The 18,064-nt window shown below is 62.2% G+C and carries 21 protein-coding genes; 9 read left to right on the forward strand and 12 right to left on the reverse strand.

Annotated features, from left to right (window positions below):
• Positions 1-26: 26 nt before the first annotated feature.
• The gene (gene lipB / locus DXY29_RS01045; RefSeq protein WP_115022158.1) at positions 27-725 is read right to left on the reverse strand and encodes a lipoyl(octanoyl) transferase LipB; all 699 of its coding nucleotides are present in this window, start codon (positions 723-725) and stop codon (positions 27-29) included.
• 11 nt (positions 726-736) lie between these two features.
• Between lipB and hpf the strand changes: the two genes are divergently transcribed.
• The 5 genes from hpf to DXY29_RS01070 are packed head-to-tail and all read left to right on the forward strand — an operon-like array spanning position 737 to position 5,402.
• Positions 737-1,324 (forward strand): ribosome hibernation-promoting factor, HPF/YfiA family, encoded by a 588-nt coding sequence (hpf, locus tag DXY29_RS01050; RefSeq protein WP_115022159.1) that lies wholly within the window; start codon positions 737-739, stop codon positions 1,322-1,324.
• 14 nt (positions 1,325-1,338) lie between these two features.
• Complete coding sequence (locus tag DXY29_RS01055; RefSeq protein ID WP_115022161.1) at positions 1,339-2,019, forward strand: 2-deoxyribose-5-phosphate aldolase; 681 nt, start codon at positions 1,339-1,341, stop codon at positions 2,017-2,019.
• Entirely contained in the window at positions 2,020-2,793 is a 774-nt protein-coding gene (gene recO / locus DXY29_RS01060) for a DNA repair protein RecO (protein ID WP_115022162.1), read from the forward strand.
• Between the two features lie 28 nt (positions 2,794-2,821).
• On the forward strand, positions 2,822-4,201 hold the full coding sequence (locus tag DXY29_RS01065) for an MFS transporter (RefSeq protein WP_115022164.1): 1,380 nt from the start codon (positions 2,822-2,824) through the stop codon (positions 4,199-4,201).
• Positions 4,202-4,232: 31 nt separating this feature from the next.
• Positions 4,233-5,402, forward strand: coding sequence for a glycosyltransferase family 4 protein (locus DXY29_RS01070; RefSeq protein ID WP_115022165.1), 1,170 nt, complete (start codon positions 4,233-4,235; stop codon positions 5,400-5,402).
• Between the two features lie 9 nt (positions 5,403-5,411).
• On the opposite strand, the gene DXY29_RS01075 is transcribed toward DXY29_RS01070, so the two are convergent.
• The 4 genes from DXY29_RS01075 to DXY29_RS01090 form a co-directional block, all read right to left on the reverse strand.
• Positions 5,412-5,930, reverse strand: coding sequence for an isoprenylcysteine carboxylmethyltransferase family protein (locus DXY29_RS01075; RefSeq protein ID WP_115022167.1), 519 nt, complete (start codon positions 5,928-5,930; stop codon positions 5,412-5,414).
• Entirely contained in the window at positions 5,931-6,485 is a 555-nt protein-coding gene (locus DXY29_RS01080; protein ID WP_371411056.1) for a L,D-transpeptidase, read from the reverse strand.
• 106 nt (positions 6,486-6,591) lie between these two features.
• Positions 6,592-6,993, reverse strand: a complete 402-nt coding sequence (locus tag DXY29_RS01085; RefSeq protein WP_115022171.1) for a hypothetical protein — start codon at positions 6,991-6,993, stop codon at positions 6,592-6,594.
• Positions 6,994-7,014: 21 nt separating this feature from the next.
• Positions 7,015-7,575: an acireductone dioxygenase gene (locus DXY29_RS01090; protein WP_115022172.1), complete on the reverse strand. Its 561-nt coding sequence runs from the start codon at positions 7,573-7,575 to the stop codon at positions 7,015-7,017.
• 47 nt (positions 7,576-7,622) lie between these two features.
• Between DXY29_RS01090 and cobI the strand changes: the two genes are divergently transcribed.
• The gene (cobI, locus tag DXY29_RS01095) at positions 7,623-8,354 is read left to right on the forward strand and encodes a precorrin-2 C(20)-methyltransferase (protein ID WP_244279269.1); all 732 of its coding nucleotides are present in this window, start codon (positions 7,623-7,625) and stop codon (positions 8,352-8,354) included.
• On the opposite strand, the gene proC is transcribed toward cobI, so the two are convergent.
• From proC to der, 6 genes are all read right to left on the reverse strand, one after another.
• Positions 8,351-9,127, reverse strand: coding sequence for a pyrroline-5-carboxylate reductase (proC, locus tag DXY29_RS01100; RefSeq protein ID WP_371411060.1), 777 nt, complete (start codon positions 9,125-9,127; stop codon positions 8,351-8,353). The two genes, cobI and proC, sit on opposite strands and share 4 nt — an antisense overlap.
• 44 nt (positions 9,128-9,171) lie before the next feature.
• The gene (locus DXY29_RS01105; RefSeq protein WP_115022174.1) at positions 9,172-9,738 is read right to left on the reverse strand and encodes a cell division protein SepF; all 567 of its coding nucleotides are present in this window, start codon (positions 9,736-9,738) and stop codon (positions 9,172-9,174) included.
• 75 nt (positions 9,739-9,813) lie between these two features.
• A complete protein-coding gene (locus tag DXY29_RS01110) occupies positions 9,814-10,476 on the reverse strand; it encodes a YggS family pyridoxal phosphate-dependent enzyme (RefSeq protein ID WP_115022175.1) in 663 nt (220 codons plus the stop codon).
• Positions 10,477-10,480: 4 nt separating this feature from the next.
• The gene (locus DXY29_RS01115; RefSeq protein WP_115022177.1) at positions 10,481-10,747 is read right to left on the reverse strand and encodes a PipX family protein; all 267 of its coding nucleotides are present in this window, start codon (positions 10,745-10,747) and stop codon (positions 10,481-10,483) included.
• A gap of 24 nt (positions 10,748-10,771) precedes the next feature.
• Entirely contained in the window at positions 10,772-11,680 is a 909-nt protein-coding gene (locus DXY29_RS01120) for an energy-coupling factor transporter transmembrane protein EcfT (protein ID WP_115022179.1), read from the reverse strand.
• A gap of 3 nt (positions 11,681-11,683) precedes the next feature.
• A complete protein-coding gene (der, locus tag DXY29_RS01125) occupies positions 11,684-13,051 on the reverse strand; it encodes a ribosome biogenesis GTPase Der (protein ID WP_115022600.1) in 1,368 nt (455 codons plus the stop codon).
• 150 nt (positions 13,052-13,201) lie between these two features.
• Here der and DXY29_RS01130 point away from each other — a divergent pair, with 150 nt between their 5' ends.
• Positions 13,202-13,585 carry a L,D-transpeptidase gene (locus tag DXY29_RS01130; RefSeq protein WP_115022181.1) on the forward strand — a complete coding sequence of 128 codons (384 nt, stop codon included), beginning with the start codon at positions 13,202-13,204 and terminating at the stop codon, positions 13,583-13,585.
• A 1-nt stretch (position 13,586) separates the two neighbouring features.
• On the opposite strand, the gene DXY29_RS01135 is transcribed toward DXY29_RS01130, so the two are convergent.
• Positions 13,587-14,054, reverse strand: coding sequence for a DUF1823 family protein (locus DXY29_RS01135; protein WP_115022182.1), 468 nt, complete (start codon positions 14,052-14,054; stop codon positions 13,587-13,589).
• 6 nt (positions 14,055-14,060) lie between these two features.
• Here DXY29_RS01135 and dusB point away from each other — a divergent pair, with 6 nt between their 5' ends.
• Positions 14,061-15,062: a tRNA dihydrouridine synthase DusB gene (dusB, locus tag DXY29_RS01140; RefSeq protein ID WP_115022184.1), complete on the forward strand. Its 1,002-nt coding sequence runs from the start codon at positions 14,061-14,063 to the stop codon at positions 15,060-15,062.
• On the forward strand, positions 15,059-18,061 hold the full coding sequence (locus DXY29_RS01145) for a rhamnan synthesis F family protein (protein WP_115022185.1): 3,003 nt from the start codon (positions 15,059-15,061) through the stop codon (positions 18,059-18,061). The genes dusB and DXY29_RS01145 overlap by 4 nt, the downstream gene beginning before the upstream one ends.
• The last annotated feature ends 3 nt before the right edge of the window (positions 18,062-18,064 follow it).

Raw genomic sequence — 18,064 nt, forward strand, 5'->3', positions numbered from 1 at the left:
GATGCAGGGGTTCAAACAGCTCAGGTCTATCTCGCTTCGTCCTCCCAGACCAGACCGAAGCGATGGGCCAGGGCCTGCCGCAGCAGCGGCTGCACCTCAGCCATCGTTAGTCCCGGCAACCAGTCCGCCAGCCTTCCCACAGCACGACCGGTGAGACCACAGGGGGTGACCTGCTCAAACCCCTGCATCGCGCAATCCACGTTTAGGGCCAGGCCGTGCTGGGTGATCCAGCGGCGACAGCCAACACCGATGGCGGCGACTTTGCGGTTGTCTAACCAGAGGCCTGTCAATCCCGGCAAACGCTGACCCTCCAAGCCCAACTCCAACAGAACATCCAGCACGACCTGCTCCAGCTGACGCAAATACCAGTGCAAGTCGGGAGTGCGCCGCCGAAGGTCCAATACCGGATAAGCCACCAACTGACCGGGGAGGTGATGGGTGACCTCACCGCCCCGATCAATCCGGTAAAGGGGTGCGGGTGGATCGACAGGGTCAAAATGCAGGTGCTCCTCACTCGCGCCGCGGCCGAGGGTGTAGCAGGGCTCATGCTGAAGAATCCAGACCGCCTCGGGCGCCAACGAGTCAGCCAAAAGACTGCTCTGCCAGCGCTGTTGCGCTGACCAAGCCGCATCGAACCGAACCGGATGATCGGGCTCGAAAAGAAATGCACGCTGGGGGTGGGCCGAATCGTGCGCCGTATCTAGCTTGCCGATGACAACCGGCACAGGAGCGAGGCATGAAGTTGCTGATCCATGGTCGCAACCTCGAGATCACGCCTGCATTGCGGGACTACACCCAAACCAAACTGGAGCGGGCCACAGCGCACTTCGATGGTGCTGTGCGGGAAGCGGACGTCCATCTCTCGGTAGCCCGCAACCCCCGCGTCCCGCAGCAGACTGCCGAAGTGACGGTCTTCGCCAACGGAACCGTGATCCGAGCCCAGGAACGGAGTGAAAACCTCTACGCCAGCATCGATCTGGCCGCTGGCAAACTCGCCCGCCAGCTGCGCCGCTGGAAGGAACGCCACAGCGATCACCACCACAGCCATGGCCACAGCGCCAGCCACACCCCCAGCACGGATGTCGTCAACGACGACATCCCGGTTGAGGACTCCCTGTTGCAGGGGCGACAGCCGGAACTGCCGGATCCGGGTGTCCGACGGAAATATTTCGCCATGCCACCGATGAGCCTGGACGACGCTCGTCGCCAGTTGGATCTCATCGACCACGACTTCTATCTTTTCCGCGAGAAGGACAGTGACCAACTGCAGGTGATCTATCGACGCAACCATGGGGGATATGGCGTGATTCAGGCTCGTGACTGACCGCTTGGCCCGCCATGGCTGATCCAGCCCAAGAGCTCCCCGACCTACCGCCAAGGCTTGATCAGGCGATCCTGGACCCGTTGCTGACCCGAGACCAACTCCAAACCCTTTCTGACTCCGGGGTGCAGGAGGGCGTGCGTGCCATCTGCACCACTCCGCGGCAGTTGCCGCTGCTGCGTGAGCGACTCGGTGGCACCGACTCGGGCCCTCGCCTGGTGGCTGCCATTGGCTTCCCGTTCGGTGCTATTCCCGCCAATCTCAAGCTGGCGGAAGCGGAGTGGTGTGCCGCCCATGGAGCCCAGGAGCTCGATGTCGTTCCAGACTTCCTTGCCTTGGCAAACGGCGATTCAGGAGCATTTGCCGAAGAGCTCTCTGCTCTCTGCGACCTGGGGCTTCCTGTGCGGACCATCCTCGACATGGCACGTCTTGAAACGGAACAACTGGAGCTGGCCGTGGAGGCCGCCATTGATGCAGGCGCTGCTGGTCTGCAGACCGGAAACGGCTTTGGTCCGGCGTGTCATCCCGATCAGATCCGTCAGTTGAAGCAGCTGAGCCGCAAACGCTGCGCGATCAAAGCAGCCGGTGGTATCCACAGCCTCAGCCATGTGAGTGAACTGTTGTTGGCGGGGGCCGATCTACTGGGCACCAGTAGCGCCCCTGCTCTGCTTCAGGCCCAACGCCGCCCCGCTGCCTGAATGGCAGAACGACGCCTCACAGGACTCGCCCTCAAGGTGGGGCCCCTGGGCGAGCACGACCGCCTGCTGAGCCTGCTCAGTGATGCGGAAGGTGTCAGCCGCTTCGCCGTTCCCGGAGCGCGCCGGCCAAAGAGCAGTCTCGCTGCCGCGGCACCCCTCACCCTTTTGGAACTCCAAGTAGGAGGACGCAGTGGCCTGGCACGAGTGCGTCAACTGCGGGTTCTGCGGAGTTTCTCCGGTCTCGGACAAAAGCTTGAAACCCTGGCTGCGGCGCAGGCTCTGTGTGATTTGTGCCTTCAGCTGGCGGCGCAGGACCCCGTGGAAGGCTTGCTCGCCACGATGCAACTGCACCTGGAACGTCTCGAGAGCCACCGAGCCGAGCCTGAGCTGGTGCTGGCCGGCACGGTCCAGGCCTGCATCCATCTGCTCACCCTCGGCGGTTATGGATTGCCACTGCAAACGTGCTGCATAACGGGCAATCCCCTGGCACCTCCACTGGGTCAGTGGGACTGGCGCTGCAGCCTGCTGCCGCAGGACGGCTTTGCCATCGACGAGCAGCCTGGGGCGGCTATCCAGCTGAATCCCTCCGAACTAGCGCTGCTGCAGCGGCTGACCCGTGCCGATCTGCCCCGACGCCGTGACGGCAACCTGATGGGTCCCCCGGCCGTGTGGCGTCGCCTGCTGAGCGTGGTCGACATCTGGAGCCGGACGCATCTCAACCGCCCGAGCAAAGCCCTGGCCATGCTGCGGGAGACGCTGCTGGCAGGTGCGTGAGCCATCATGGCCGCGATGCAGTTACCCCTTGAGCGGACCCAGCCTGTCCACGCCTGAACCCGCTCTGCCCACCGGCAGCAATCCCGAAGGGAAACGCGGGTTGGAAGCCGTGCTTCGACTGAACGATTTCCGCAAGCTGTGGCTGGGCCAGATCTTTTCCCAACTTGCGGACAAGTTCTACATCGTGTTGATGGTCTTTCTGATCGATCAACACCTGCTGCTGAAGGGGCAGGGCAATGGCGTGCTGGTGGAGATGGCGTCGGATTACGGCCTGGACATCAGCACACGCACTCAGGTGATCACCCTGCTTGCAACAGGCATCTTTGTTGCCAACACCATCCCCGCCATGGTGCTTGGGACGGTGGCTGGGGTCTGGGCTGACCGCTGGCCCAAGCGTCGGGTCATGGTGGCCAGCAATGCCCTGAGAGCCCTTCTCGTGGTGTTCGCACCGATTTGTCTCCTCTCAGGCCCGATTTGGCTCGGGCTTCCCTGGGGCTACTGGGGGCTGGTGGGAATGACCTTCCTTGAGTCGATCCTGACCCAGTTTTTCGCCCCCTCTGAACAGGCCACCATTCCCGTTGTGGTGCCTGGGGAACACCTCTTGGCCGCCAACTCCCTCTATCAAGCCACCAGCATGGGAGCCACGATCCTGGGCTTCGCCCTGGGGGAACCAATCCTTCGAACGCTGCACAGCAGCTTGGCGTCCCTTGGCATCGATGGCGGCGAGTTTCTGTTGCTTCCTCTTTGTTACGGCCTCGCCGCCCTCAGCCTGTCGCGCCTGAAACTTCAAGAAGCCCCCAAGCCCGCCTCCAATACCTCGGTGTGGACAGAGATCGGTGAAGGGCTGCAGGTGCTGCGACGGGTTCCCTCCGTACGGGGCGCCATGATTCATCTGGTGCTGCTCTACAGCCTGTTGGCGGCGCTCTACGTGCTCGCGCTTCAGCTCGCTGCCCTGATCGACAACCTGGGCCCCTCGGGGTTTGGCGCACTCCTGGCCATGAGTGGGCTGGGAATGGCGATCGGAGCCGTCGTGATCGCCCAACTGGGACATCGGTTCAGCCGACGTCGACTCACAGCGACAGGCCTGGGAACCATCACCTGGACGTTGGTGCTGCTCAGCCAACTTCAGGGCTCCCTGATCTTCACCCTGAGCCTTTGCGGCATTCTCGGAATTGGAGCAGCTCTAGTAGCGATTCCCGCTCAGACCACCATTCAGGAGGAAACCCCCGAAACAGAGCGGGGAAGAGTGTTCGGACTCCAGAACAACTTGATCAACATTGCCCTGAGTCTGCCGCTCGTTCTGGCAGGGACCCTGGTGAGCAGCATTGGCCTGCAACCAGTGCTGTGGATGCTGGCTGGATTGGCACTGGTTGCGGCTTTGATCGAACGACCGTGGCAACGCTGCTAACTTGCCGTTCGCATGAAGAGGCCTAACCCGCTTGGCGCAGATTGCCTGGCTCGGCAAGAAGTCTCCCTTCTGCGGGAATGTGTCCTACGGGATCAGCACCACCGACGCGCTGCGGCGTCGCGGGCATCAGGTGCACTTCATCCATTTCGACAACCCGCGCAGCCCTGAGCGCGACAACACGTCACTGCTGGCCAACGACCCTGACGTCAGCCTGCCCTATCTGGTCAAATCGCAGGTTTATACGATTCCCTCTCCTGGAGCACAAAGGGAGCTGAGGGAATCACTCGAACGGCTGCAGCCTGACCTGGTTCACGCCAGCCTCACCCTTTCGCCTCTGGATTTCCGTCTGCCGGAGCTCTGTCAGCAGCTAGGCGTCCCCCTCGTCGCCACCTTTCATCCCCCCTTTGATGCGGGCCTACGCAATCTGACGGCGGGAACCCAACAGCTCACCTACCAGCTGTATGCACCGGCTCTGGCCCGCTACGACAGGGTCATCGTGTTCTCGCAGCTTCAGGCGGATTTCCTGGAGCGCCTCGGCGTTCCTGCAGATCGTCTGACAGTGATCCCGAATGGTGTTGACACCGACCGCTGGTGTCCAACAGCCCCAGGGACCCTTTCGCTGATGCATCAACAGGTTCGGCAGCGGCTGGGCCGAGAACGAATCGTGCTTTATATGGGGCGATTGGCGACGGAGAAGAACGTCGAGGCCCTGCTGCGTGCCTGGCGTCTTGTCTCCCCAGAGGGGTGTCGACTGGTGATCGTGGGCGACGGACCGCTTCGCAACAGCTTGATGAACCAGTTCAACGACGACCGGATTCTCTGGTGGGGCCATGAGCCGGACCAGGACACCCGGGTTGCCCTGCTCCAGTGCGCTGAGGTCTTCATCCTCCCGAGCCTTGTCGAAGGCCTGTCGCTGGCCCTGCTAGAGGCGATGGCCACCGGAACAGCCTGCGTTGCCACCGATGCGGGTGCCGATGGCGAGGTCTTGGAGCAAGGAGCGGGGATCGTGTTGAGCACGCAAGGAGTCACCACCCAGTTGCGCACCCTGCTCCCAGTGATCAGAGACCAGCCGGTGCTGACAGCAGAACTGGGCCGGCAAGCCCGCATCCGCGCGCTGGAGAGGTACACGATTTCACGCAACATCGACGCCCTCGAACAGCTTTATTCAGATCTGATGCTGCGCAGCAGGGTCGCCGCCTGAACTTGTCGATTAGCGCCAGTCGAGACCAGGCATCCAGCCGACAATCGCCGGAGTAACCGCGGCGTATTGGGTGTAATTCGGATGCACCGCCCTTAACCCCTCCTCCTCAAAGCGGGCTTTCCCCCGCAGCACCACCGCCAGACTGAACAAGAGCAACAGATGCAGCAAGCTGCCGGTGGCCAGCACAACACCTGCTGAACAAAGCAACAGGGCCCGGTACAGAGGATGCCGACAGATGGTGTAAGCCCCAGTAGCGATCAGTTGATTCGACAGCTTGGGCGCCGGCAGCGGCGAGAGGCTGGCCCCAAGCGAGCGCAGGGCCCCGATGGCCCGAAACAGACCCAAAGCCAGCAACAGCAAGCCAAGCCCAAACAAGGGCAAGGGCCAGATCAACAGACCGAAGCTGGCCGGGGAAGGCCAGACAGGGAGCAGATGGGCCGTGATCAGCAGCAGCTGAGCCAGAAGCCACCACTCACCGCGGCGGTTGTCCAACCAGCCACCCCAACTGAAGCCCCAATCCGAGAACATTTACTCATTCACCACCAATGTTCGGACGTTACGGCGCTGCACAAGGCCCGCCAGGGCCTGCATGTCCTCCCAGCGAATCAACCCCACACAGCCGAGCGTGCCGCTGTTGGCATTGCGGTTGGCGCTGGGATCGAGATGAATGCCCAAATGTCCTCGCCCTGTTGGAAACTCCGGTTCAATCCCGATCCAGATCGGCCCGAGCTCGCTCGGATCAGCGGGACCCAGGGCTTCCACCGGCCCGAGGCTGTAACGACCAGCAGGAAGCGGCGCACGGGTGCCGGACCGATGACGATCGGCGTTCTGACGGTGGGCTCGACCGCTGACGGCATCAAAGTGCTGCACAGGCTCGCCAGGAGTTTCCAGACGAAGACTCCAGATGGGATCTCGAGTGTGTGTGAGCGATCGCATGGTGCGGTTCAGCACCAGAACCGACTCACCAGTGGATGGGGGAGTGGATGGGGAAGTGGATGCAGAGGCCAGATCCATCTCAGCCGCAGAACAGGGCACCGATAACAGCGCCAGCAGATTCAAGGCGAGACAAGACCGAACGACCACAGCAACCAGGCAAGGAGGCCGGAACCCTATGGGCGGTTTTTATTCGCTGAGGAAATAAAAGCCAGCCGTCTCACCGTCCCTTTCTGAGACCCGCCGCGAGAAGGGCTCAGAGTTCGTTTCCAGCGAGCTGCAGCGCTTCAGCCTCCCTCTTTGGATCCAAGGCACAGCTGTCATCCAGCAAGAGCTGAAGACGTGGGCTCACGGCCTCCACCAGAGGGTTGGTCAGCACAACCCGGCTGATGCCCAGCTCCTCCAGCGTGTTGACCAGCGCTTGGTTGGCTTGGCTGCGCCGAAGACGTCCCTTCTCCACGAGGCAGTCGCTGCTGGCCTTGGCCATGGCGGCATAACTTCGAATTCTGCGGGCCAGCACCACCACGGCGACCCGCCGTTGAACCTCGGGTGCCAGGGGAGCATCCTCTGCGGCAACAGCCATCACTCCGGCAACAGCCATCCCTGACGCCAGGGGCAGAACCAAGAGCAGCCCAGCGAGAGATCGGGGGAAGTGCATCAACCTGCCTGGAAAGCTCACTCAGTCAAGCCTGGGAAAACGCTGGGCGATGGTGCTGCCGCTGTACTGAGCCACCCATCCCTCAGGATTATTGAACCAACGCACGGCACAGAACCGGGGGCGCTGGCCCATATCAAACCAATGACGGGTCCCTGCCGGAACACGAATCAAATCGCCCTGTTCACAGAGCACGCTGAGCACCTCAGAACCGATGTGCAACACAAACAAGCCGCACCCTTCCACAAAAAAGCGCACCTCGTCTTCAGCATGGGTGTGCTCCTCAAGAAACTTGCAACGCAGGGTTTCGCGATCGGGGTGATCTGGGGTCATCCGAATCGCATCGACCGTGGCGTAGCCGCCATCGCGCTGAACCCGGGCAATGGCTGCGGCATAAACCTCAAGGATGGAGGCTTGATCAGCACCCTCAGGAAGGGGCTGATCGGCGGGCCATTGCTCAAAACCGATGCCCCGGCGCTGAAGTTCCGCCTGAATCACCGCTGGATCACCGCTCTCCAGCTCGGGTAGAAGCCCATTCGGGGCATCTTGCGCTGTTTCGTCTGGAAAGATGCTGAGACGACTCATCGTCTGGACCCCGGGCGCATCGACTGCTGACCATCATCGATCCCACCATGACTGGGGGTCTCACGCTGGTGGGAGTCGGCCCGGGCGATCCATCTCTGCTGACCCTCGCCGCCGTTGAGGCCATCCGCCAAGCGCAGGTGGTGGCCTACCCGGTCGGACGACCGGGAGCCGACAGCATGGCCGCCCGCATCGCCACCGATTGGATCCGCAGCGACCATCAGTGCCTGCCGCTGTTATTCCCGATGGTGGAGGCCGCCGAGCCACGTCGAGCCGCGTGGGAGACGGCGGCGCAACAGCTGCAAAACATCGTCCGTTCTGGCCAGCGAGTTGCGCTGCTGTGTGAAGGCGATGCGTCTCTGTTTGCGAGCTGCAGCTATGTCCTGCTGGCCATTCTCCAGGAGTGGCCCGACTGTCCCGTCACGGTGATTCCCGGTATCACCTCGTGCTCCGCCGCGGCCGCTGCCGGCCTCTGGCCCCTCGCCCTGCAGCAGGATCAATTGCTGGTGCGCCCCTGCCCCGACACCCCTGAAGAGCTGGGGGTGGTTCTGGACACCGCCGCCACCACAGGGCAGGTGCTCGCCCTGCTGAAACTGGGGCGACGCTGGAGTTGGGTGCAACCCCTGCTGAGGCAACGCTCGCTGCTGGATCAAGCACTGTTCGCCGAGCGAGTCGGTTGGCCGGAACAACGCATCTGTTCAGCGGATGCCGTTGATGCCGAACCGCGCCCCTACTTCTCACTACTGCTCATTCGTCAGGGATGGCCTGATGTGTTGCCCTAAGCCAGCTCCCGACTGCGTTCCGCGGCTGCGATGACAGCTTCGATCAAGGCGGAGCGCAGACCGATACGTTCCAAGGCACGAACGCCAGCAATCGTCGTTCCCGCCGGTGAAGTGACCATGTCCTTGAGCTGGGCAGGGTGCAAATCGCGACGATCCAGCAGTTCAGCCGTTCCAGCCAGGGTTCGGTGGCTCAGCCGCAACGCCAGATCCCTTGGCAGACCAGCAGCCACCGCTCCATCAGCCATGGCCTCAGCCACCAAAGCCACAAAGGCTGGACCCGAGGAAGTCAACGCCAAGAAGGCATCAAGCTTGGCTTCAGCCAGCTCAAGCACTTCGCCCACATCGGCGAATAGCTGCTGCACCTGATCCCGTTGCGCTGGAGCGATCCCTTCACCCCAGGCCAAAGCCGTCAAACCGGCTCCCACCAGCGCAGGGGTATTGGGCACCGCCCTCACACAGCAGTGGCCAGGAAACAGATGCTGCAAGCGAGCCAGAGACACTCCCGCCAAAACAGAAATGAGCAGCGGCCGATCCGTGACGGGTGGAGCTGCTGCTGCAACGGAATCCAATTGCTGCGGCTTCACCGCAAGCAACTGGACCGGTGCGGTCCAAACCTTGGGAGCTGAAGGATCGTCAGCAGCAACCAGTCCGATGCCAGCGGGCAACTCCAAGCGGCGTTTCTCCAAGGAGCCGCTCCCCCCAACAACGGCCAACAGCTGGTGAGCCGGAATCCGACCACTCTCCAGAAGTGGAAGCACAAGGGCCTGAGCCATGCGGCCCAGACCGATTACACCGAAAGCTGGCTGCACAGGAGAATTCAGAGAGCGGCGGCTCCCCAAGCGGGCGAAGGAGCGCTGGAGGATTCCCCAGCATCTGCCACATCGGCCTCACGGCTCACCACCGTGGGGGCCGAGGCCTCGTCCTGGCCCGTGTTGGTGACGGTGACGCAACTTGGGGCGAACAGGAAGATGCTCTCTCCGACGCGCTCCTGATGACCATCAATCGCGAAGGTGCCACCAGCAACGAAGTCAACGGCACGCTGCGCCTGGTCGGGCTCCATCATCGTGAGGTTGAGAATGACCGTCTTGCGTTCTCGCAGGGCCTGGATGGCCCGAGGCATTTCATCGAAGCTGCGAGGTTCCATCACATTCACCTCAGCAGACGCAGTGCTGATGCCCGGCATCCCGATCACATTGGATCCAGGCAGGTCACTACCAAGATCAAATGGGTTGGTATCACCAATGGTTGCCAGTGCACCACCATCAGCCTGCATGGCGCGCTGGTCCTGGTCGTCTTGCTCGTCTTCGTAAGCGAAATCATCCAATTCGCCATCGAGATAGTCATCGCCAGCGACGACAGCACGGAGACGGGAGATCAGCGACACCTTGGGATTCCTCTCGGTCTGAATGTGGTTTGAAAACCATGTCCCTGGATACCGTTTTCGCCGGTGCGGGGCAAGTCAATTCGCAGAGTCTGTTGACACCAATCTCGGGCCGAACAGTGCCGAGCCAACCCTGAGCCAGGTACTGCCCGCCTCCGCAGCCTCTTTCCAGTCGCTGCTCATCCCCATCGAACACTCCGCCAAGTCGAACCGATCCGCCAGGGAACGGCAGTCGGAAAACAACTCTTTGCGCTGCTTCGCGGCCATGTCGAATGGCGCCATGGTCATCAGGCCCGAGATCCGCAACCCCGGCAGAGCTTGCAGATCTGACCAGATAGCGCAGAGTTCATCGGCAGACAGCCCCCCTTTACTGGGATCTGGGCGCAGTTTGACCTGAAGCATCACATCGGGCTGCCGGGCCTCCTCCACAGCAATGCGCGACACCCGTTCAGCGAGCAGCAAAGAATCGACGGAGTGGATGAAATCGAAGGCCTTCACCACGGGCCGCACTTTGTTGCTCTGGAGGCGGCCGATGAAATGCCAGCGCAGCTGCAGATCGATCAGCTCCTTCTGCTTAGGCAGCGCCTCCTGAACACGACTTTCCCCGAAATCAAACTGACCGAGCTCTGCCACGGAACGGACGGCCGATGCCGGGTGGCCCTTGCTAACCGCCAGAAGCCTGGCGGAGGAGGGGCGGTCAACTTGGAGCGCCTGCCAACGCGCAGCGAATGAATCCGTCAAGAGTTCAGATGAACGTCTGATCGAACAGCTGAGTCCAGGAGTTCAGGTCCTCTGACCGGTCCCGCCGGCACCGGCCCAGATGCACCTCAGCGTGGTGACGTGCGTCGCCGTAGGGGATCACTTCGAACTGGGCGCCACGGGGCTGCAAGGTGACCAGGAAGAACATTCTCTGGGCATACAACGTGGCGTAAACGTCACGCCCCTCACCAGCCGGAGCTACCCGATAGAGCATCCCGAAGGTGGGGTGATTCAGATATCGCTCGGACGCCATGCCGTGATCAGCCTTGATCAGAGGTCATAGAGCACCGTACTGACCCCGGAGCCCGATCACCAACAAGAGCAATGTCATCGCCAGGCCATTCAGCAGGTGAGCAGGACGTTCAGGAGGCATGCGGAAATACGAAGGGCCAAGAATCCGACCCCCACGGGCCACCAGTGCATCCGCTCCCTGCTCAGCTCTTAGAAGGATGTTGGCCAACAGCCTCTCTCCCACGGCCAGCACCAAGCCGAAGCCGGCCTTGAAACCCAGCTGGCGCATATTGACGGCACGACTGGCAAGAGATCGCAGCAGATTCTGGAGCTCTTCCTGAACGAGAGGCAGAAAACGAAGGGCCAACAACAGTTGAAACCCCAGCCGCTCCACAGGACACCCCAGCCACTTCAAAGGAGTCAGACACCAACTGAGAGCCCAGACCAGATCCTCCGGAGGGGTTGTGATCAACATCAAATTGACGCTGTGAATCACCGTGAAGATCAAGGTCGACGTCCGCAGCCCCAGCACTGCAGAGGCGCGGTCCACCACCAGAGGACCCAGCTTGAGACCACCCAACTGCAGGGGGCCTAGGCGCAGCAGATCCCAGGAGGGTCCTTCCGTCTCGAGCCCAGGAAGCTCGGCCGGATTACGAAGGGGAAAAGCCGCAGGGGGATCAACAGCCGGCAACAGCATCGACAACAGGCCCACCACAAGCGCCAACGCCGTCAGCAGAAGAACGGACCGCCACCACAGCGACCGGGCCAGACCACTGGCCAGGGTGATCACCACCAGAGCAACCACAAGAGCGACGCGCCACAAGGGGCCGGCCAAAACAGGTGTGAGCAGAAAGACGAGGGACCAGGCCAGCTTCAGTCGAGGGTCCAACCGCCTGAGCCAACCACTGGAGCCATCGACGTATTGGCCCATCGGGACCTGACGTAACCAGTCCATGACTCAGCCTTTACGGCTCTGTTGACGGGCCAGATCGCGTTCAGCGTCGCGCTGTTGCTTGCCGCGCCAGAACAGACGCAACGGACTTCCATCGAAGCCGAGGCCCTCGCGGATCTGGCGCTCGACATAGCGCCGATAGGTCTCCCCGAAAAGTTTGGGGTCGTTGACGAACAGGGTGAAGCTGGGGGGTCGACTTGCGACCTGCGTGCCGTAATACAACTTGCCCTGACGCCCCCCTCGGGTGGTGGGCGGACTACGCCAGCTGAGTGCTTCCTTCAGCACCTCATTCACAACGGAGGTGCTAACACGGCGACGATGCTGTTCAACCGCCAAGGCGGCCAGAGCGAAGATGCTGTCCACCCGTTGGCCGGTGAGTGCCGATGTGAACAACATCGGGGCCCAATCGAGGAAGTACAGCTTGGAGCGCAGCTCTTTTTCCATCGCCGTCATGGTGTGGCTGTCCTTCTCGACGGCGTCCCATTTGTTGACAACCACCACACAGGCTCGTCCGTCCTCTTCAATGCGGCCCGCCAGGCGCTGATCCTGCTCGGTCACGCCATCCAGGGCATCAATCACCAGAACGCAGACATCGCTGCGTTCGATCGCCTTGAAACTTCGGTTGATCCCGAAAAATTCCGGGCCATAGTTGACGCTGCGCCGCCGGCGGATGCCAGCTGTGTCCACCAGACGCCAGGGGCGTTGCTCCCGGATGATGCTGGTGTCGATCGTGTCGCGCGTTGTGCCGCGAATCGGACTGACGATGGCCCTCTGTTCTCCACAGATGGCATTGAGAAGACTGGATTTCCCGACATTCGGCCGGCCGATGATGGCCATCTGAATCGGTTCCTCCTCCTCCCCCTCTTGATCCTTTGGCGGGAGAAACGTGAGCACCTGATCAAGGAGTTCACCGGTTCCGGCCCCGTGGATGGCCGAAATCGGATGGGGCTCACCAAGCCCAAGACTCCAAAATTCGCCGGCCATGGCCAGGCCCTGTTCAGGCGACTCACACTTGTTCACCGCGAGAAGCGTGGGACAGCGATGACTGCGCAGAAATTCAGCGATGGATTCGTCAGCGGCCGTCAGTCCCTGCTGACCGTCCACGATCACCAAGGCCACACTGGCTTCCTCGAGAGCAAGAGCCGCCTGCTCCCGGATCTCAGGCAGAAATTCACTGTCGTCATCAAACACCAGTCCGCCGGTGTCGACGACCTTGAATTCCCGATCACCCCAATAGCCGTCCTGATAGGTGCGATCACGCGTCACGCCGGGCTCATCGTGAACGATGGCTTCTCGGCTGCGGCACAACCGGTTGACAAGGGTCGACTTACCGACATTGGGGCGTCCGATGATTGCGACGACGGGACGCGCCAAGGGTCTGTTCAGGCCAATCATTCACCCTACAGAGACGCCTTAGTGCCGATGAGCCTGGTGCCCATCGCGAGCAGAACCGAAATTCTTTCCGGGCGAGACAAATGAGTCTCAGTTGAGACAGCTAGGGCGGGTGAAGTGTGTTCCCTCGCCATGCTCGAGCTCGTCGCCAGCCTTGTGGTCGACCTCTCCGACCAGCGCCTGACGGTTTACAACAGCCAACAGGAAGTCGTCCGCGTGATCCCCGTCAGCACCGGCAAGGCCTCAACGCCAACACCGACCTTCAACAGCAAAGTCTTCACGAAGTACCGCTCCACCACGATGTACGGACGCACCTACACCGTTCCGGGCGTGCCTTACACGATGTGCGTCAGTGCCAACGAGGCCATCTGCCTCCATGCAGCGCCCTGGCAGGAGAACGCCGGGCAACCCTTCGGCGTCCCCCGCAGCCATGGCTGTGTGCGCATGCCCATGACCCACGCCCGCTGGTTGTTCCACAACACGCCGAAGGGCACGCCGATCACCATTCAGGCCTGAATCACCCCACCGGCAGATCGCCGGGGTGCCCCTGCACCGGATCGGCTGGAGCCGGAAGCTCTGGCCCTAAAGGCCCCTGTTCCGGCAGGGGCTCCCCTTGCTGTGCCAGCCAGGCCAAAAGCCAGTTCACCGCCGTGGCACGACGGGTCCGTCGGGGGAAAAGCTCACCGATCCGGTAGCCCGCAAAGTTGAGCTGCTGCTTCAGCAGCTGCTTGTATTCCTTGGGAATCGATCGGGTCAAACGAACCGATGCCGGCCGCTCGGCGATCAACTCGGGAGCCAAGGGGAAGGCATCCGCCCAATCCGTTGGCGTGTCTGGACCGGCGCACCATTGGAGTTCATTGGGCCGGTATCCCAAGCGTTCCCAAACCCTTTCGCAGACAAAGCGATCACTGCAGCGGTCCTCCAGGATCTGCAAGAGCAACGAACGACTCAGCGGCCAGGGCATGTCGATTGCGTTGTGCAGCATGGACCCATGATTGCTTCATCCCCCCTGCAGCTTCCCGGCAATGGAATCGCACGTCAGCTGCGGTGCCGTGTTCTGCAATCGCCGCTTGCGGGGGTGAGCGACCGGGTGTTTCGTGGCCTGGTTCGACGATGGGCTCCTGACGCCCTGCTCTTCACCGAAATGGTGAATGCCACCAGCCTCGAAATGGGGCATGGGCGCTGCAAGGTGGAGTCACTGGCCGACGAGTCCGGACCCATCGGCGTGCAACTGTTCGACCATCGCCCCCAGGCCATGGCCGATGCGGCACGGCGGGCCGAAGCCAGTGGAGCCTTCCTGATCGACATCAACATGGGATGTCCCGTTCGGAAGATCGCTCGCAAGGGGGGTGGTTCCGGATTGATCCGTGATCCCGAACTGGCGATCCGGATCGTGGAAGCGGTGGCGGATGCCGTGGCATTGCCCGTCACCGTGAAGACGCGCCTGGGATGGTGCGGAGGTGATGCTGATCCCGTGCGGTGGTGCCAGCAACTGGAACGTGCAGGAGCTCAACTGCTCACGCTGCATGGACGCACCCGCGAACAGGGCTTCAAAGGCCCTGCCGACTGGAGCGCCATCACCCAGGTCCGTGAGGCCCTCACGATCCCCCTGATCGCGAATGGCGACATCAACACTCCCGAGGATGCTCTGCGCTGCCTGAATCAAACCGGCGCAGCCGGCGTGATGGTGGGCCGAGGGACCATGGGGTCCCCCTGGCTGGTGGGACAGATCGATGCCGCGCTGACCGGTCGTGCCATCCCCTCTACGCCCAACCCGACGGCACGGCTTGCGCTGGCTCGGGATCAATTGGACGATCTTGTGAAGGATCGCGGCGACCATGGGCTGTTGATCGCGAGAAAACATATGGGCTGGACCTGCACGGGCTTCCCCGGGGCATCGCGACTGCGTCATGACCTGATGCGGGCCCCCACACCCGCCCAGGCCAGGGACCTGCTCAATCAGCAGATCGACGCCCTTGCCGCGTCCGCTTGACTGGACGCTCCGACGGTCAGGGCGTGGCGCCTTCAAGCGGCAAGGACAACACGCTTGATGCCAATGCCTGGCAGCGCTGGCGGTCTGGCCTCGCCAACGCCGAAGAGATCGAGCGTTGGCAGCAACAGCTCCACCAGCAGCTGCCCCAGCTCCCGCAAGAGCTGCTGGATCCGTCTCTGCTGCCCATCGCCCTGTTGCGCGACCCGATCCATTGGTCCCCCAAAGACAGCGGGCTGGATCCGGTCGATCTATTGGCATCCCACAGGGATCTCACGCACGCCAACCAACTGCTTTCCAGCGGCCGCCTGCGCGAAATCGCCCTCGGCCACCGCAGCCTGTTCACTGATCTGCCGCCGGTTCACCTCCAGGCCTACCGGGATGGGCTGAGACCAGTGGCATGTCAGGACGGCCTCAGCGCCCTGGAGCACCTGGGCGGCATCGGCCGTCAACGCTTCCAGCGAGGACTGCCCCTTGGCAAGGATCTCGATCGGTACCAGCCCCCCGCTCCAGACCCAGCACCAAGCGAGTTCATTCCCTCAGCGGCCTCGATGCTGGTGGTTCTCCACCAAACACAAGTGGAGGTCGAGGCCGACCACCTCCAGCCAGGGCAGGGGTGGGGCCAGATCCGCCACGCCTCTCTGGAGGATCCTTCCGGTTGGATGAGCGAGCCAACCCTCGATGGCGAAACCCTGGTCAGCTTCTGCCATGCCAGTGATCAGCTGGATCCCCAGGCGGCCCTACGCATGGCGCAGTGTGCGATGAAACACCCTGCAGCGGTCTTGCTGACCAGTGATGAAACGCTGCGCTGGAGCGACGACCCAGGCATTCCGGCGGGGAACCGCCAGAACAGAACCGCAATTACACCGTTTCGTCTGCTCTGCAGGGGATGCCTAGGCGGCCTGGTGACGATCCGCTGGTCAACGCTGCAACAACTGACGCTGCCGGCGTCCACCGGCTCGCAGCACGCCCTGCTCCTGGATCTGGCGCTGCAGGTTTGCGAACGCGGAGACGCCGTCGCCCACTGTTCCGAGGTGTTGCTGCAGCGATCGATTCGGGCGAACCCGACCGTGCCCGACGTGGCCTCGCCGGCCGACCGCCATTGCTGGCCCCCTGAGCTCAGCGCTGAGATCCTGGCGATCACCCAGCGACACAGCCCAAGCTTTCTGGTGCCCGGTGGGCAGCTCACTCCCGTTGATTCGCTGAGCGCCTGCCATCAGCTGCAACTCCGCACCGAACCCACCGTTCTGGTGTCGGTTCTGATCCCGTTTCGCGACCGGGTCGACCTCACCCAAAGCTGCGTCGCCTCCCTGCGCCGCTGCGCCGGAGCTGTGGCCTATGAGCTGATCCTGATCGACAACGGCAGTGAGGAATCCGCCACCCAGGCCTGGCTGGACGAACAGGCGCAGCTCGACGACGTGTACGTGGTGCGAGTGGACGAACCGTTCAACTATTCGCGTCTCAACAACATCGGCCGACGCCATGCCCGTGGCAGCCATTTGTTGCTGCTGAACAACGACATCGAATTCCGATCAGCTGAGGTGCTTCAGGCCCTGCTGGACCCGTTCGCGTACCGCGGCACCACTGCCGTGGGGGCGAGGCTGCACTACCCCGACGGGAGCATCCAGCATCAAGGGGTCGCCGTGGTGAAGGGGGAACGGCGCTGTGTGGTTGAGCCCGGAAAACACCTGCACAGTGCCCCTGTGCTGGCCACGCTTACCCCCTTGCTGGTGCAGGAGGAGTTCACCGCAGCGACAGGGGCCTGCCTGATGCTCCGCTGCAGCGATTTCGATCGCATCCAAGGGTTCGATGAAGATCTCGCCGTGGTGTTTAACGATGTGGATCTCTGCCTGCGCCTCAGGCAGAGCGGTGGTTCGGTCGCCGTGACCCCCTTTGTGGAGATCGTTCATCACGAATCGATCAGTCGCGGCAAAGACCGCGAAGGCAACGCTCTGGCCCGGCATCAAAGGGAGTCCGGTCACCTGAGGGCCAAGCACGCCAGGTTGTTCGCCGAAGGTGATCCCCTCACCAGTCAGGGCATTCACCCCCACAGCAATCGCTACCAACCCAGGGAGACAGCGCCGCGATCGAAAGGGCCGGTTGCTGATGCCGTGCTGATGCACTGGAGGAATTCAAACTTCCAGCCCAGCCGCCAACGACCAATCGTTCTGCTGGCGCATTTTTCAGGCAACAACCGGTTTCGGGACGACCTCTTCCCACTGATTGACGAGTACCGACGCTTCGCCGATGTGATCGTTGTGTCGTCGGCCAGCGGGTTGCGGTGGCACCCGAGAACGCTGCATCGGCTGCGCCAACGCTGTGCAGCCATCGTTATTCGACGCAACCAGGGGTATGACTTCGGCAGCTGGAAAACAGCACTGAACCTGCATCGGCAGGACATTGAGCAGTCAGCATTCCTGGTGCTCACCAACGACAGCTTCTGGGGACCGGTTACTCCCCTCGACGACCTGTTCCAACGCCTGCATGCCAGTTCAGCGGACGTGATTGGGCTGACGGACGATCTGATGTACGAACCCCATCTGTCGTCAGCCTTCACGGCTTACAAACCCAAGGCACTGCAGTGCCCAGCCTTTGGCCGTTTCTGGGAGACGTTGCAGATCTGGCCCCGCAAACGTGACCTGGTCAAACATTGCGAAGTCGGCCTGCCGGTGCAGCTACAGGCAGCGGGGCTGAGGCTCGAGAGCCTCTACACCCACAACGCCAACGGCAATGTTCTGCACTACGACTGGAAGCCCTTGATTGAGCAACGCGCCTTCCCCTTCCTCAAGGTGAGCCTTCTGCGGGACAACCCGACGCGACAACCCGTCGACACCTGGCCCGAAGTGATCGGCCAACGCAACCCTCAGCTGGCGGCCAGCATCCAACGACAACTGCGGCCCAAACCAGGATTGCAGCGGCTGTTGGAACGGCTTCGCCTTCGAGGGAACGGAAGTGATCGCAAGGGGTCTCGTGCTGTAATAGCGCCGACTTCACGCCGGTGAGCC

It is taken from the genome of Synechococcus sp. UW69 (assembly GCF_900474185.1).
Lineage (GTDB): Bacteria > Cyanobacteriota > Cyanobacteriia > PCC-6307 > Cyanobiaceae > Parasynechococcus.

Coding starts and splice junctions, on each gene's coding strand:
- hpf (WP_115022159.1), top strand. CDS start 737: ATGAAGTTGCTGATCCATGGTCGCAACCTCGAGATCACGCCTGCATTG.
- DXY29_RS01055 (WP_115022161.1), top strand. CDS start 1,339: ATGGCTGATCCAGCCCAAGAGCTCCCCGACCTACCGCCAAGGCTTGAT.
- recO (WP_115022162.1), top strand. CDS start 2,020: ATGGCAGAACGACGCCTCACAGGACTCGCCCTCAAGGTGGGGCCCCTG.
- DXY29_RS01075 (WP_115022167.1), bottom strand. CDS start 5,930: ATGTTCTCGGATTGGGGCTTCAGTTGGGGTGGCTGGTTGGACAACCGC.
- DXY29_RS01085 (WP_115022171.1), bottom strand. CDS start 6,993: ATGCACTTCCCCCGATCTCTCGCTGGGCTGCTCTTGGTTCTGCCCCTG.
- DXY29_RS01090 (WP_115022172.1), bottom strand. CDS start 7,575: ATGAGTCGTCTCAGCATCTTTCCAGACGAAACAGCGCAAGATGCCCCG.
- cobI (WP_244279269.1), top strand. CDS start 7,623: ATGACTGGGGGTCTCACGCTGGTGGGAGTCGGCCCGGGCGATCCATCT.
- proC (WP_371411060.1), bottom strand. CDS start 9,127: ATGGCTCAGGCCCTTGTGCTTCCACTTCTGGAGAGTGGTCGGATTCCG.
- DXY29_RS01115 (WP_115022177.1), bottom strand. CDS start 10,747: ATGGCGTCCGAGCGATATCTGAATCACCCCACCTTCGGGATGCTCTAT.
- DXY29_RS01120 (WP_115022179.1), bottom strand. CDS start 11,680: ATGGACTGGTTACGTCAGGTCCCGATGGGCCAATACGTCGATGGCTCC.
- DXY29_RS01130 (WP_115022181.1), top strand. CDS start 13,202: ATGCTCGAGCTCGTCGCCAGCCTTGTGGTCGACCTCTCCGACCAGCGC.
- DXY29_RS01135 (WP_115022182.1), bottom strand. CDS start 14,054: ATGCTGCACAACGCAATCGACATGCCCTGGCCGCTGAGTCGTTCGTTG.
- dusB (WP_115022184.1), top strand. CDS start 14,061: ATGATTGCTTCATCCCCCCTGCAGCTTCCCGGCAATGGAATCGCACGT.